At 54.2% G+C, this 14,436-nt stretch carries 14 protein-coding genes; 8 read left to right on the top strand and 6 right to left on the bottom strand.

Annotated elements, in window-relative coordinates:
- Window positions 1-116 precede the first annotated feature (116 nt).
- From KK078_RS08800 to KK078_RS08780, 5 genes are all read left to right on the top strand, one after another.
- Window positions 117-2,036 carry a sensor histidine kinase gene (locus tag KK078_RS08800; RefSeq protein WP_254089889.1) on the top strand — a complete coding sequence of 640 codons (1,920 nt, stop codon included), beginning with the start codon at window positions 117-119 and terminating at the stop codon, window positions 2,034-2,036.
- Window positions 2,037-2,172: 136 nt separating this feature from the next.
- Window positions 2,173-2,871 carry a zinc metallopeptidase gene (locus KK078_RS08795; RefSeq protein WP_254089888.1) on the top strand — a complete coding sequence of 233 codons (699 nt, stop codon included), beginning with the start codon at window positions 2,173-2,175 and terminating at the stop codon, window positions 2,869-2,871.
- Between the two features lie 134 nt (window positions 2,872-3,005).
- Complete coding sequence (locus KK078_RS08790; RefSeq protein ID WP_254089887.1) at window positions 3,006-4,145, top strand: acyl-CoA dehydrogenase; 1,140 nt, start codon at window positions 3,006-3,008, stop codon at window positions 4,143-4,145.
- A gap of 8 nt (window positions 4,146-4,153) precedes the next feature.
- The gene (locus KK078_RS08785; RefSeq protein WP_254089886.1) at window positions 4,154-4,957 is read left to right on the top strand and encodes a phosphatase PAP2 family protein; all 804 of its coding nucleotides are present in this window, start codon (window positions 4,154-4,156) and stop codon (window positions 4,955-4,957) included.
- Between the two features lie 10 nt (window positions 4,958-4,967).
- Complete coding sequence (locus KK078_RS08780) at window positions 4,968-5,729, top strand: cyclase family protein (protein WP_254089885.1); 762 nt, start codon at window positions 4,968-4,970, stop codon at window positions 5,727-5,729.
- Here the strand turns inward: KK078_RS08780 and KK078_RS08775 are convergent.
- Window positions 5,726-6,424 (bottom strand): hypothetical protein, encoded by a 699-nt coding sequence (locus KK078_RS08775; RefSeq protein WP_254089884.1) that lies wholly within the window; start codon window positions 6,422-6,424, stop codon window positions 5,726-5,728. The genes KK078_RS08780 and KK078_RS08775 overlap by 4 nt on opposite strands.
- A 290-nt stretch (window positions 6,425-6,714) precedes the next feature.
- Window positions 6,715-8,019, bottom strand: a complete 1,305-nt coding sequence (locus tag KK078_RS08770; protein WP_254089883.1) for an amidohydrolase — start codon at window positions 8,017-8,019, stop codon at window positions 6,715-6,717.
- Window positions 8,020-8,081: 62 nt separating this feature from the next.
- Between KK078_RS08770 and KK078_RS08765 the strand changes: the two genes are divergently transcribed.
- Together KK078_RS08765 and KK078_RS08760 are read left to right on the top strand one after the other, a co-directional pair.
- Window positions 8,082-8,402: a Rieske (2Fe-2S) protein gene (locus KK078_RS08765; RefSeq protein WP_254089882.1), complete on the top strand. Its 321-nt coding sequence runs from the start codon at window positions 8,082-8,084 to the stop codon at window positions 8,400-8,402.
- A 41-nt stretch (window positions 8,403-8,443) separates the two neighbouring features.
- Complete coding sequence (locus KK078_RS08760; protein WP_254089881.1) at window positions 8,444-9,466, top strand: hypothetical protein; 1,023 nt, start codon at window positions 8,444-8,446, stop codon at window positions 9,464-9,466.
- A 90-nt stretch (window positions 9,467-9,556) separates the two neighbouring features.
- On the opposite strand, the gene KK078_RS08755 is transcribed toward KK078_RS08760, so the two are convergent.
- Together KK078_RS08755 and KK078_RS08750 are read right to left on the bottom strand one after the other, a co-directional pair.
- A complete protein-coding gene (locus tag KK078_RS08755) occupies window positions 9,557-10,150 on the bottom strand; it encodes a hypothetical protein (protein WP_254089880.1) in 594 nt (197 codons plus the stop codon).
- 32 nt (window positions 10,151-10,182) lie between these two features.
- Complete coding sequence (locus tag KK078_RS08750; protein WP_254089879.1) at window positions 10,183-10,986, bottom strand: hypothetical protein; 804 nt, start codon at window positions 10,984-10,986, stop codon at window positions 10,183-10,185.
- 310 nt (window positions 10,987-11,296) lie between these two features.
- Here KK078_RS08750 and KK078_RS08745 point away from each other — a divergent pair, with 310 nt between their 5' ends.
- The gene (locus KK078_RS08745; RefSeq protein ID WP_254089878.1) at window positions 11,297-12,634 is read left to right on the top strand and encodes an MATE family efflux transporter; all 1,338 of its coding nucleotides are present in this window, start codon (window positions 11,297-11,299) and stop codon (window positions 12,632-12,634) included.
- Here KK078_RS08745 and KK078_RS08740 read toward each other — a convergent pair.
- Both KK078_RS08740 and KK078_RS08735 read right to left on the bottom strand, forming a co-directional pair.
- The gene (locus KK078_RS08740) at window positions 12,627-13,532 is read right to left on the bottom strand and encodes a hypothetical protein (protein ID WP_254089877.1); all 906 of its coding nucleotides are present in this window, start codon (window positions 13,530-13,532) and stop codon (window positions 12,627-12,629) included. The two genes, KK078_RS08745 and KK078_RS08740, sit on opposite strands and share 8 nt — an antisense overlap.
- Before the next feature lie 18 nt (window positions 13,533-13,550).
- A complete protein-coding gene (locus KK078_RS08735) occupies window positions 13,551-14,432 on the bottom strand; it encodes a hypothetical protein (RefSeq protein ID WP_254089876.1) in 882 nt (293 codons plus the stop codon).
- Window positions 14,433-14,436 lie beyond the last annotated feature (4 nt).

Raw genomic sequence — 14,436 nt, 5'->3', positions numbered from 1 at the left:
CTTTATGGAGGCCTAAAAAAATGTATTTTATGAGTGGTGAACCTTACATGCCTTTTTACGATGAATTGATTTTTATGTCATGCGGGAAAGATTTTACTTTCAACGTTTTATGACGAATGAAGGGAATTATAGCGCTTTTATGGTATGCCGCGGCAGGGTTTTCTCCTGTTGCCCCGGCGCTGCAAACGGCTGACAGCGTTCATCTCGCCGGCATGGCTTCCCAGGCGTATGGTCTTGTTCTTTCTCAACCTGATTCATCGATTGCACTGGCGCACGCCGTGCTCAGTCAAGTCCAACCGAAAAAGAATCTCTACCTCGAAGCGTATAGCTATTATGTGCTGAGCAAAGCCAATTGGACCAAGGCCAACTACCGGCTCAGCACCGAGTACGGCTACAAAGCGCTGCGCCTGCTGGAACGGGATCCGCATGCCTATGCAACCCTGCGTGGCCTGGTGATGCTGACGCTTGCACGCACGTTCATTGACCGGGATGACTACGCGCAGGCGGAGGAATTTCTGAACAAAGCGCGGCACCTGGCCGAAAAGCATCACGATGACCGATTGCTGGCCGACACCTACCGCGAAACGTCTGCACTGCTATCGGAAACCGAACAATACGATTCTGCCATTGCCTATGCCGACAAGGGCATTGCGCATTACCTGGGAATAAACGACTCGATGCGCGTCAGCATTTTGTATGGCCGCAAGGCGAAGGCGTATCTGGATATGGGCGACTATGCCAGGAGCGATATTTACAACCGTAAGTCGATGACGCTCGACAGCCTGGTGGGCAACACGCGCGCCCTCGGCTTTTCGTATTACTATGCCGCCGACATTGCCTATCGCCAAAAGCAGTACATCCGCGCCCTGCATTACGTAAACCGCTCTATTGCCTTGAACGAGCGGATCCACAACATGGCCCTGCAGGTGCGTGCACGCAGCTTGCTGGCGGAGATCTATACGCAAACCGGCCGGGGCCTTTCCGGGGCACAGCAATTCCGGCGGGTAAGTATATTAAAAGACAGTTTATACAACGCCGAGAAGAGCCGGCAGATCCAGGAGATGCAATCGCTCTATGCACTGGAAGCGAAGGACCGTACGATCGAAACGCTGGGGCAGAAAAACCTGGCACAGACCCACCGGGTGGAAATTCAGCGCATGCTGATGCTGGTGCTGGCGGTTGGCGTCGTGCTGCTGGCAGCGGTTGTTTTGTTGCTGGTGCGCCTGCGCATTCTGCAGCAACGTGCCAACCAGGCACTGGCGGAGCGCAACCTGGCGATGGAACAACAAAAAGAGGAGATCGAATCGCAAGCGGAGTTCCTGCAACAGCTCAACCAGCTGAAGTCGAAGCTGTTCTCCGTGATCAGCCACGACCTGCGCGGGCCGATCGCAAACTTGCAGTCGCTGTTACACCTGCTGACGGCAAACATCATGACGCCCCAGGAATTTATAGCCGTGTCAGACAAGCTCAAAACCAATCTCAACAGCACGCAGCGCACCTTGGAGAACCTGCTCAACTGGTCGCTGAGTCAAATGGACGGTATTCGCACGGAGAAGAAGACCATTGCCTTGCAGCAGGCGGTAGATGAAGCCAGCGGGCTGCTGGCCGAGTTTGCCGAACGCAAGCAGGTAACATTAGACAAACAAATTGGCGAGGGATTGGCGATCTTGGCCGATGCCAACCAGCTGCAGCTCATTCTCCGCAACTTGTTGCATAACGCCATCAAGTTTTCCAAGTCGGGCGGTACGGTGATCGTATCGGCTGTCGCCCAGGGCACGATGTGCACATTGCGCGTACGCGACTACGGCATTGGCCTGACGGCGGATGAAAAGGCGCGTTTATTGAACAGCCACGAATATTTCACCAAAACGGGCACACAGCAGGAGAAAGGCACCGGCCTGGGCTTTTTGCTGTGCCAGGAATTTATCAGCCGCAACGACGGCACCCTCGATCTTTCGAGCACACCCGGTGAAGGCACCGAGGTGAGCATCAGTCTGCCACAGGCCCCCTGCCGTCAAGGCAAGCCGGCGTCCTAATCGATTTTTAAGAACCAGAAACCTCGTATTTTCGTTTGCTATTATGTCGAATTGGCAGTATTTAGGGTTTGGCGCAAACCTTGACACCTAGCCTTTCGAGAAAATTGAAACAATCTTTTTAAATCAATAAATACACATGGGAGCTTTCGTAATTGGTCTTTTCTTCATGGTGATCGGCATGATCGTCAGTGCCCGGATGAAAAGCAAGTTTGCAAAATATTCACAAACGCATCTGACCCGCGACCTGACGGGCGCCGAAGTGGCCCGGCTGATGCTGGCCGATAACGGCATTCACGATGTGCAGGTCATCAGCGTAGAAGGTGAGTTGACGGACCACTATAACCCGGCCAACAAAACGGTAAACCTGAGCGAAGGAGTATACCACGGCCGCAACGCCGCCGCAACCGCCGTAGCCGCGCACGAATGCGGTCACGCTGTGCAACATGCACGGGCGTATAGCATGCTGGAGTTTCGTTCGGCCATGGTGCCGATCCAGAACGTCAGCGCGAAAATCATCAACTTTCTGTTCATGGCGATGATGTTCGGTGCCATCTTTGCATCGCACGTAATTCCCTGGAACCTGGCGCTGCTGATCATTATAGCGTGTTACGGCGTGTTTGCGTTGTTTGCGCTGATCACCCTGCCGGTAGAATTTGATGCCAGCAAGCGTGCCCTGGCGTGGGTGCAAGCCCGCGGCATTGTAAACAACAACGAATACGGTATGGCCAAAGACGCGCTGAAATGGGCCGCCATGACGTACGTGGTGGCTGCCATCGGTGCGCTGACAATCCTGTTCTACTACGTGATGCTGTTCCTCGGTCAGCGCGACGAGTAAAAGTCTATCGCAACTATAGCACACAAAGCCCGGGCCTTCCGCCCGGGCTTCTCTTTTTTCGGCGCGCTGCCTATAAACAAAAAGAAACGCACAGTATATTGCCTCTCTATCATTAACCCATACGCTATTATTCTATGAATTTTCAACTTACGGAAGAGCACCTGGCGGTACAGCAGGCGGCACGCGATTTTGCACAGAACGAGCTTCTACCAGGTGTGATCGAACGAGACACCGAACAAAAGTTTCCAAAGGACCAGATCAAAAAAATGGGCGAGCTCGGTTTTATGGGCATGATGGTCGACCCGAAATACAACGGCGGCGGCATGGACAGCATCTCGTATGTGCTGGCCATGGAAGAGATCTCGAAAGTAGATGCGTCGGTGTCTGTGTGTATGTCCGTCAATAACTCCCTTGTCTGCTGGGGCCTGGAAAAATACGGTACCGAAGAACAAAAGGAAAAATACCTGAAGCGTCTGGCGGCGGGTGAGATCATCGGCGCCTTCTGCCTCTCCGAACCGGAGGCGGGTTCTGACGCCACCAGCCAGCGCACGACGGCCGAAGACAAAGGCGATCACTATTTGCTGAACGGCACCAAGAACTGGATCACCAACGGCAACAGTGCAAGTGTATACATTGTCATTGCACAGACCGACGCGGCAAAAAAACACAAAGGCATCAATGCGCTGATCGTCGAGAAGGGCATGCCGGGTTTTGTCGTAGGCAAGAAAGAAGATAAGATGGGTATTCGCGGATCGGACACACACTCGCTGATGTTCACCGATGTGAAGGTGCCCAAGGCCAACCGCATCGGCGACGATGGCTTCGGTTTCAGCTTTGCTATGACGACCCTCAACGGGGGCCGTATCGGCATTGCCTCGCAGGCGCTGGGCATTGCTGCCGGCGCGTACGAGCTTGCCTTAACGTATTCGAAAGAACGCAAGGCGTTTGGCAAGAACCTGTCAGAACACCAGGCTATTCAATTCAAGCTGGCCGAGATGGCCACCAAGATCGACGCCGCTCGCCTGCTGGTGCACCAGGCGGCCTGGCGCAAGGATCAACGCCAGGATTTTGTAAAGGCCGCCGCCATGGCCAAGCTGTTTGCTTCGCAGATCGCTCAGGAGGTGACAACGGAAGCCGTACAGATCCACGGCGGCTACGGCTATGTAAAGGAATATCATGTAGAACGACTCATGCGCGACGCCAAGATCACACAGATCTATGAAGGCACTACCGAGATCCAGAAAATGGTGATCTCGCGCGAGTTGCTGAAGTAACTAGTATCATGCGGCTACTCCGTCCGATCATACCGGCAGTCCTGTCGTTTTATGGGCTGCTGGTTTTTACTGTCTTTGTATTGCCCGTGGCATTCAGCGCGTGCTCACGCGATAGTGCGTGGTGTACATTCATGTATTGGATGACGGAGTCGGGCGGCCAGCGCGGCACGACGATCATCGTACTGCTGGCGGCGATCTTATATGCCGGTTCGTTCCGTTCGCTTACACAAAAGGCCAAGGTATTCTTTCTGACGGTGCTAACGCTGGGAGCCGTGCTCGCATCGTTTGCCTACCTCAACGAGAACGTGATCAAGACGCTCATCCGCGTACACCGGCCCAGCCATACCTATATATTGCGCGAGTCGAAGTCTACGGCCAGGCTGGACTCGCTTTACTTACTGACCGAACCCGAGCGAAGGAAGTTTTATGAAGACCTGATCTTGCCCGACACGGTTACGTTCCGGAATATGGATTCGCGCGTGATCGCGCACTGGATCGACGAAGTAGGATACTCCTTTCCGTCGGGCCATTCCTTTAATACATTCCTGCTCGGAACGATCCTCGCCTTTTTTATCTATCACTTAGCCGGGAGACGGTATCGATGGTTACACGTACTTCCGTTGGCGTGGGCGATGCTCGTAGCCATCTCCCGCGTGGCCCTGGGCGTGCATACAGCGCGCGATGTCAGTGCCGGCGCCGCCCTGGGTATCGTGCTGGCAAGCCTGGTGCTATCGATCCCGGCGGTACGCGGTGCCATGGTGAAAAAAGAAAGTGACACGGGAGAGTTGCCGAAAAGCCCTCGTTATAGGTAACATTGCCGCCATGAAAATTATCGATCTCTCCAAAACCATCCAGTACAACGCCGGCGATCCATTCTTTATGAAGGTCAGGATCAAACACAAGCCGCACCGCAAGGCGCGTTGGCTGATCCGTTACCTGGGTCTGCCGTTCCGTTTGTTTCCGAAGAACTTCATCGGGTGGGCCGATGACACGATCCAGCAGATGGGCGTACACGCCACTACGCACCTCGATGCGCCGTGGCACTATGCGCCTACCAGCGAAGGCAAGCCGGCCAAAACGATCGATCAGGTGCCGCTGGAATGGTGCTATGGCGACGGCATTGTCATTGACATGAAACACAAGGCCGACTTCGAGGCTATCACCGTAGAAGATATACAACAATTCCTTTCGAAGAACAACCTGTCGCTGAAACCGGGGCTGATCGTGCTGATCAAAACAGGGCGCGACAAGTATATGGGCACAAAAGAATTCTTTGAGCGGGGCACCGGCATGAGCGCGCAAGCAACGGCATGGCTAATCGATCAGGGTATCAACGTGATGGGCATCGACCAGTGGGGCTGGGATCTGCCGCTGCGTTATATGGTGCAGAAGGCAAAGGAGAGCGGCAATGCAGAGCTCTTCTGGGAAGGGCACCTGGTGGGTCGTGATAAGGAATACTGCCATTTAGAGCAGCTTACCAACCTCGATGCGTTGCCGTACCAGGGTTTTAAAGTCGCGCTTTTTCCGCTGAAGATCAAAGGTGCCTCCGCCGCACCGGCCCGCGTGGTCGCGATTATGGACTAAAACAACACGTACGCCAGGCCAAAGCGGACGGTATAGATATCGTCAAAGAACTTACGTTTCGTGCTAGTCGTGCCACTGGGCAATAGTGGACTGTCTATACGCTGCGATTCTTTGCGAAAGTCAATGATGTGCAGCGGCATGCTCAGCTCGAGGCTAAGCCGCTCCGACAAGTTGCAGCTGACGCGAGGAATGAGATTGATCGTCGCCCCCGTATATTTTACGTGAATGTTGTAATAGCTGGGGTCTACCGGTTTGCGATCGATCTCGACATGATAGGGATTGATGCCCGCGCCGAGATTCAATACAAACCGTTTGGTGACGTTGGTAATGTCCTGGTTGATCTCGTAGCGGAAGGAGTATGCACTCACCACATCTTTTATCGCCTTGGCGTGGCTGAGATTGTAGTCCGTCGCAAACTGGATGTGACCTGCCGGACGGTTGATCTCCGGCACAAAGATCTCAAGCTCGTGATGGAAGTTGCCTTTGAGCGAAATAATATTGAACGCAACCGAGAATGTGCCCGTGCTTACATCCCTGCTATTATTTACACCCTCTTGCTGGTATACGGAGCGGCGCCACGATGTATGTTGATACACCTTCGCGCGATACTCATGTTGAGCGAACGCTCCGAAGGAAATTGTCAGACAGGCCAGCAGAACTATATAGCGACACAGGGAGGTTAGGGATCGGGTCATTTTTTGTTGCGTGTTATCAAATTGTTAATGGGGTTTAGTTTCCATCTATACTCCAAACCTATTTCACGGCGCAATATTGTCTCGTTGACACTAGAATGTCAAGTTATTTGACATGTTCTTTCAGGAAATGATTTTGATTCTACATTTTTCCACAATGTGTGGTATAGTATAGATCTCGTAAACCTTTGCAGGAGCACTGTGCTGTAGAGTAATTTACATGGCATGTGGGGAAGTAAATACCGTGGCGCCGCGGGCGCTTTCACGCCGCTTGTTCTGCTTGCAGCGCTTTTTTACTTCATATACATATAGTCGACGGTGACGTTGAGCATGGCTTTGAGGCCGGTAAGCATGCCGCGTTCGTCCATCATGAAGTCGGGAGTATGATGCGAAGGGGCCTTGGCGGGATCGGTATCGGGCGGGCAGGCACCTACAAAGAAAAAGAAGCCGGGCACTTTCTGTTGGTAATAGGCAAAGTCTTCGGCACCGGTATCGGCGGGGATGCGGGCGACGTTTTCTTCACCCGCGGCCTTTACGAGGCTGGCGACCACTTTTTCCGTCAATACAGGGTCATTGAATGTTACCGGTGTCTTGCGATCGATCGTTATTTCGGCCGTGGCACCGGCACTTTCGGCAATGAGCGTGGCGGTACGTTTTAGCTTCTCGTGTATCTCCTGTTGCATGGCGGGATCGAACGTGCGGATCGTGCCGCTCATTTCGGCCGTCTCGGGAATGATGTTCTGACGTACACCGGCGTGGATCATACCGACAGAGATCACGACAGCTTCTTTTGTAAGCTGGGTTTGGCGGCTCACGATGGTTTGAATGCCGCTGATGATCTGAGCCGACACGACAATGGGATCTATACCGAGCCACGGCGCGGCGCCGTGTGACTGCTTGCCTTTTACCTTGATGGTGAACCAGTCTGATGCGGCCATCATGCCAGCGGGTTTATAGGCGATCTGGCCGAGCTTGCGAATGCCCTGGATGTGCAGGCCGAAGATCACATCTACCTTGGGGTTGTCGAGTACGCCTTCGCGCACCATGAGGTCGGCGCCACCCTCCTCGCCTGCCGGCGGCCCTTCTTCGGCGGGTTGGAATACAAACTTGATGGTACCTTTGAGGTCGCTCTTGTTCTTGCTGAGGATCTCGGCTACCGCCATGAGGATCGCTACGTGCGAGTCGTGGCCACACGCGTGCATGACACCGGTCTCCTGGTCATTAAAGATGGCTTTCTCTTTGGACGCAAAGGGCAGGTTGTTGCGTTCGGTCACCGGCAGCGCATCCATGTCGGCGCGCAGGGCGATGACGGGACCGGGCTTGCCGGTGCGCAGCAATGCTACCACGCCGGTGTGTGCTATACCGGTCTGTACGTCCAGGCCAAGCTTGCGCAGGTGTTCGGCGACATAGGCGGCGGTCTTTACTTCGCGGTTGGAGAGCTCGGGGTATTGGTGCAGGTGGCGGCGCCACGTGATGACGGTGGGTTCGAGCTGGCGGGCTTGTTGTTCAAGCCTGGCCTGCAGTTTGGGATTTACCTGGGCGATGGCGCCCGCGGTGAGCGTTAGCAAAAGTAGACTGCAAAGACGTATCTTCATCATAGGATCGGGGTGTGGGGGAGACAAGATATTGATTCCCGGTCTGGCAACCAACGACAAAGAACATGGAGTGGATCAAAATCTTTTCAAGCGTAACCGAAGCGAAAGAAAAGTTACCGGCGGGCAAGCCACGCCTGCTGCTGGTACACGACCGGCGTATCGCGCTGGTACACTACGGCGACGATTTTTACGCGGTTCAGGACGCCTGTACCCACAACCATGAGTCGCTCAGCAAGGGGCATGTCAACCACGTGGGGGAGATCATTTGCCCCTGGCACAACTACCGGTTTGAGCTAAAAACCGGTCGTGCCACGGATTCCAGCTGTCGCGACCTGGAAACTTATCCGATTAAAACGGATGAAAGCGGTTTTTTTATTGGTATTTAAAATACATTCGTCGCTATTTGCGTTTTTAACCCATGCTGCCGATGCCTCCTGTGACCAAGGACCTGCGCTTTTTGTCTGCGTGTCTCCTGTTTGTTTTGTCTACCGGCCTGTTTCCAGCCGCTGCCCAGCGTTATTTTGCACCCGACAATTGGATCGACCTGCTGAACCTCGCCGGCCCGATGCCCGAGAAGCTGTTGTCGACACGCACCGCGGTCTTTTATGATTATACCCTCACCGAAAAAGAGCTGCTCACAGCACAAGAGTATTTTCAGCGATCGGGTGTCGACGCCGTGGCGTATTTCGACCTCGACGGGCTGATGGCCAGCCACGACATTACCCGCGCCTATGGCGACTACCTGCTCAAGCGCGAGTTTTCCAACCTGGTCTTTATCGAGAAAGGTGACACGGGGTATCGTATCACGATCACGGTATTCAACGGCAAGGAAACCGTGCTTGATCCCAAACAATCTGCATGGTCGGCAAGCAACCCTATATTTACGGAGGCCCTGAAGACGATGTACCGCACCAGCGCCAGCGGGCTGAAGAAATTAAACCTGCTGATCAACGACCAACCGGAGACAGGCCTGACGATAAATCCCATTCTCGGCAAACGCAACGAGTTCTTTGCGATCGACCTGAAAGTAGACCCGCTGGCCGTGCCGAAGTTCGGCGACGAGGCACTGGATAAAGAACTCGAACAGATCTTTAAAGACAATTATACCCTTAAGTATAAAATGACAGAGCCCGGCGTGCCCGAAAAGGACCTGCGCAAGCAAGGCTCACTGTATGTGCTTTGCATCGTGCGTACCCGTGGCAGTGTAGCCAAACAACTGATGGGCTACGAGGTAAAGCCGGGAGAGACGGCGTTGGCCTCGGTAACCTACCCGGGACCGCAGCAGGAGCTGAAGACCATTCCCTCGGAACAGGTCGTCTATAAGGTCTATTTCAAGCACATCGACTCGGGTAACGTCTTCCTGGGCACCAAGTGGGATGCCGATGTTACCTGGCAGCAGGCGCTGTTAAACCAGTTGCGCGGCATGAAGGCCGAGCTACGCCTGAACTGATGACCAATAAAAAAGGAGCTCCAGTGTCGGAGGCTCCTTTCTTCGGACGGGCTATTCCTTGTCGCTACGCGTCTGAGTATATCTTATATCTTACTGCACCATTTTGGCGATCTGTGTCACGGGAATGGTATTGGCCAGCCGCAGCACATCGGCTTCGCTGCTTTCGTTTACGGTGAAGGTCAGCAACGCCGAGCTCAGCGGCACCTGCAGCGTAAAGCTCTCTTTGTTCGTTTCGGTGTCTACGCTCTTTTGCAAGACGCCTTTATACCCCTGCACCTTCACGACTTTCTGTGTTCCGTCGCCTGAATTTCCGATGAATGGTATGGATAAAATGGCATTAACGGAACCGATAAGCGGCGAATTGCTCATGATGTCGACTGTTGCATTTTTTGTGCCGGTGCCATACGTGCGCTGTACCTGCGCGCCGGCAATACCGGTATTGGCCGTGACCTGATCTTCTTTCGGATTGGATGCGAGGGCATCCATCTTGGCCGGTAATATTTTGATGATCTCCTTTCCTACCAGCACGTCGATGTCGTTCAGCATTTGCTGCATGGCGAAGCGGGCGTCTTCTAGCTTGCCGGCGTCATAGGCGGTGCGTGCCGAAGCCAGGTCTTGGTTAAAATCTTGCGCGCCGGCCACGAAGGGCAGTAACGCGGCAATCAATATGGATAATTTCTTCATGATGATCGTTGTTAAGAGGGTGAATGAACGGATTATTGTTCGCCCAGGGTCTTGATGAGACCGTCGATGTCGAACGTATTGGCGGCGGTCATGACTTCCTGCTCGGTAGCGAAGTTGACAGCTTCCCATACGATGAGGGAGGTTTGTCCCAGCGGTACGCTGAGCTTGTAGCCGGTGGACTCGTCGTATTCGATCACGGCGCGGTGGCCTTTTACTTTGGTTTGTTTCCAGTTCTGTTCACCGCCGGTCGTTTGCGCATAGCCACCGTTGGCCAGGTAGAGGTTGATCGCCGACATCCACGCCGAGTTGTTGGCGATGAGCGTGCGCAGTTGTTTGTCGTCCTTGAGGTATTCGCGTTCGATGGTGAGTCCTACCCAACCCCACCCGGTGGAGGTAACTTTGTCGGATGGCTTTTGGAACGGAAGACCGCTGACGGTCTCGGGCAGTGATAACAACACTTTGTTACCGATCTCCATCTCCACACCGAGCATGGCTTGCTGTACTGCATACCGTGCTTCGCCATAGCTGGTGGCCTTGAAGGCCGTTTCGGCGTCGGCGAGATTTGCTTTTACATCGGGGGGGGTTGTGACCAGGCCGCCACCGCCTTTGTTGGCAGGGTTGCCCGCGCTGTTGCCGGACGAACTCGTGCTTTGTGTGTCCGACGAGCTCCCGGTGTTCACACCCGTTTTCTCTTGTGCTTTTTTATCCAGCGCTTTCTCAGCCGCTTGCTCGGCCTTCTGCTTAAGCTTGTTCATAAGCCCTTGCGCGCGTACCGGCATGGTCGACGCCAGCCATGCCGCGCCTACCAGCCCTACCAGTAAAATCTTTGATCTCATAGAGTGGGATGTTTGAAAGCTAAACAACGAAGAAAGGAAGTTGAGGTTTCGTTTCAAAACAAAAACCCCGGGAAGACAACGGCCACCCCCATGCTTATGGGGCTCCTTCGCACCCTCGTCGTCACTGCTGTTATACTTTCGTTCAGCCTCGGCGCCGGCTACATGCTCTGCCGACCGGCAGATCTGACGCGCCGGCTGGATCGATAACATCGTATGGCGATGCGCCGATAAGCGATACGGCAACTCATTTCACAAAAACTTTCGTCCAGTATACCCGTATGAAAGACACATTGCTAATCTTTGCGGGCGTATGGAATTGAAGTTAGAAACAGGTTATCGGTCTATTTTGGGCATGGCGCTGCCCATTACGCTTTCGATGTTGGTGCCACAGATCAATTTCATTACCAACAACATCTTCCTCAGCGGCCTGGGTGAACAAGAATTAGCCAGTGCGGGCATCACGGGCGTGTATTACCTGATCTTTGCGGTGATCGGCAGTGGATTGAACAACGGGCTGCAAGCTCTTATTGCCCGGCGGGCGGGTCAAAACCTGCCGCACGAAATAGGCCGGCTGTTCCTGCACGGTGTGTGGATCGCCTTGGGCATTGCCGCCCTCGGCATTCTGACCACGTACCTGCTGGCGCCTGTGGTCATGCGGGCGGTGATCCACAACCCGGCCATCGCCGAACAGGTGATCGACTTCCTGCTGATCCGCATCTGGGGCCTGCCTTTATTATATCTGTATGTCATGCGTAACGCTTTGCTGGTGGGCACCAACCAAACGCGGTTCCTGGTGTGGGGTACGTTGAGCGAAGCGGTCGTGAATATCTTTCTTGACTATACCCTGATCTATGGCAACCTCGGCTTTCCGGCGCTGGGGTTCAATGGTGCCGCCTATGCGTCCATCATCGCCGAAGGCACGGGGCTGCTGGTGATCTATGCCGTTATCCGGCTGAAGGGTTTACACCGGTCGTTCGCATTCTTTGACGATACGTCGGCCAACTGGTCGGTGACAAAGCTTATTCTGGTACAGTCGCTGCCGCTGATCTTGCAATATGCCATCAGCATTGCCAGCTGGGAATATTTTTACCTGCTCATCGAGCACCACGGCGCACGTGCCCTGGCGATCTCGAATACCATGCGCAACATCTTCGGGCTGTTCGGTATCTTCTCGTGGGCGTTTGCCTCGACCACCAACACCATGGTGAGCAATATCATCGGGCAGGGAAGAACGCCCGAGGTGGTGCCGCTGATCAAACGTGTTTCGGGCATCAGCTTTTTCATTTCGCTGCTGATCTTTGTCTGTCTGAACGTGGCGCCGCAGTGGTTCCTCTCATTCTATGGGCAAGGTGATGATTTTATACGGGAGGCCATCCCGGTGGTACGCATTGTATCGGTCGCCTTGTTGCTCATGTCGGTCGGTACTGTGTGGCTGAATGCCGTGACCGGTACTGGCAACACGGTGGTGAACCTGCGCATCGAGTTCATTACGATCGTGATCTACTGCGGCTACGTATACATCGTGCTGGAATATCTCAACCTGCCCATTACCTGGGGCTGGGGTTCGGAGTGGGTATACTGGCTGTCGATGTTCAGCATGGCCTTCTTCTACATCCGCTCAGGCAAGTGGAAAGCCAAAACTATTTAGCCGGTTTGCCGTCCCGACGCTTGTAAAAGTACAGGTAGGTCTTCTTGCCGGGGTTACGCTCGCTGAGCGTATAAAAGCCTGATCCGTCGCGTCGCCAGGTCATGGCTTCGCCCTGCGGTTCCTCTTCATAGGGAATGATGGATGGTTCCTGCTTCAACAATTCTTCCAACGGCTTATGGGTGGGGTTATCCCAATAGAATACACGCCGGTAATTTTTTAATACCACGGACCCGTCGGGTCGCATGTCACCGCCGGCGATCAATGTCAAGGGCAGCTCGGCTACGATGGGTGCTACCAGCGTATCGGCGTTGTCGTACGGATATTTTAATGCATAGATGTGCACGGGGTTCTCGCGTTTGGAGACGACGTACAGGTTCTTTGTACTGGGGTCGAGCAACAACGTCTCCGCATCCTTTACGCCATCGGCCAACCGGAAGACGATGCGGGTCACATCGCTTACGACCAGCTGACCATATTTGTTGGCGTCGGCCAGCGACGGTTCTTCAAAGCGATAGATGACCTTGTAGGGAAACAGCTGAAGGTTGTCGCCGATCTCGGCTACGTAGACATAGGACTTGCCGGGTTTCGGACCGGGACCGACGGCGATATCTTCCCAATCGCGGTTGACCAGCCGTTTCCCAAAGCCCACGACGAGCTTGATGGCAAGACTGTCGTTCATGAGCAATACTTCGGCGGGGTTGCCACTGTCGTTGAGCCCCCACAGGTAGCCGGGGTTGCGTATACTCGCAGCAATGCCGGAAATCTCCTGCAGCTTGGGGGCCTTGGACTCTGCCAGCCGTTGGCCCGGTAAAAAGAAAGTGGTGTCGTAAAAGCTGTGGATTTGTGCTAGGGTCAGCCAGGGACTGCCTAACAACAGCAGGAGCAGAAGCTTTTTCATGCCGGAAGGTAAGAGGGTTTATTTGCGCGCGTAGAAATACAGGTACGTTTTTTTCTTGCCTTTCGTTTCACTCAGCGTATAAAATCCGCCGCCGTCGCGACGCCAGGCGATGGCTTCGCCCTGCGGCTCTTCCTCGTACGGTATTTCCTGCGGCAACTCCGCCAGGGCCGATACCGGCGGCAGGTGGGCCTCGTTGGGCCAATAGTATATCTTCTTATAGTTCTTCAGTAGGATCTCGCCGCCGGCCGTCAGGATGTCGCCGGACACCAGCTGCGTCAACGGCAGGGCTGCTACATTGCGCGCCACCAGTGTATCGCCGCCGTCATAGGGGTATTTCAACTGGTATACGTGCACAGGCTCTTCGCGTTTGGTAATGACGTAGAGGTCTTTGGTGGCGGGATCGATCATCAGCGTCTCCGTGTCTTTCTTTTTGTCTTCCAGCCGGAAACACAGTGTCGTGAAGTCGGTTATTTCCACCCGCGTCTGCCCTAAGGCGAGTACCGGTTCTTCAAACCGGTAGATATATTTGTAGGTATACTTGGCCTGGTTGTCGCCGATCTCGCCTACGTAGACATAATTCTTCGTGGGATCGGGGCCGGGGCCTACGGCAATGTCCTCCCAATCGCGGTTTTCGATGTCCTTGAGTACGCAGGTAAGGCGCACGTGGAGGGCGGTATCAAGCAGAAATACTTCGGGACCGGAGTTGCTGTCGTTGTGTGCCCACAGGTAGCCGGGGTTGGCGATGCTGGCCGTGATGCCGGATACTTCATCGAGCGTTTTGTCGGTCAGTGTCGCAACTCTGCGAGCGGGTTGAAAAGCATCCGACGGCCCGGGAGGCGTATGTTTCGAGAAACACGACAGCAATACGAGCAGCACCGAGAGCAAAGCGATTTTCTTCATACAG

The organism is Dawidia soli, from assembly GCF_018598185.1.
GTDB lineage: Bacteria > Bacteroidota > Bacteroidia > Cytophagales > Cyclobacteriaceae > Ohtaekwangia > Ohtaekwangia soli.
This window is presented reverse-complemented; position numbering and strand designations above follow the sequence as displayed.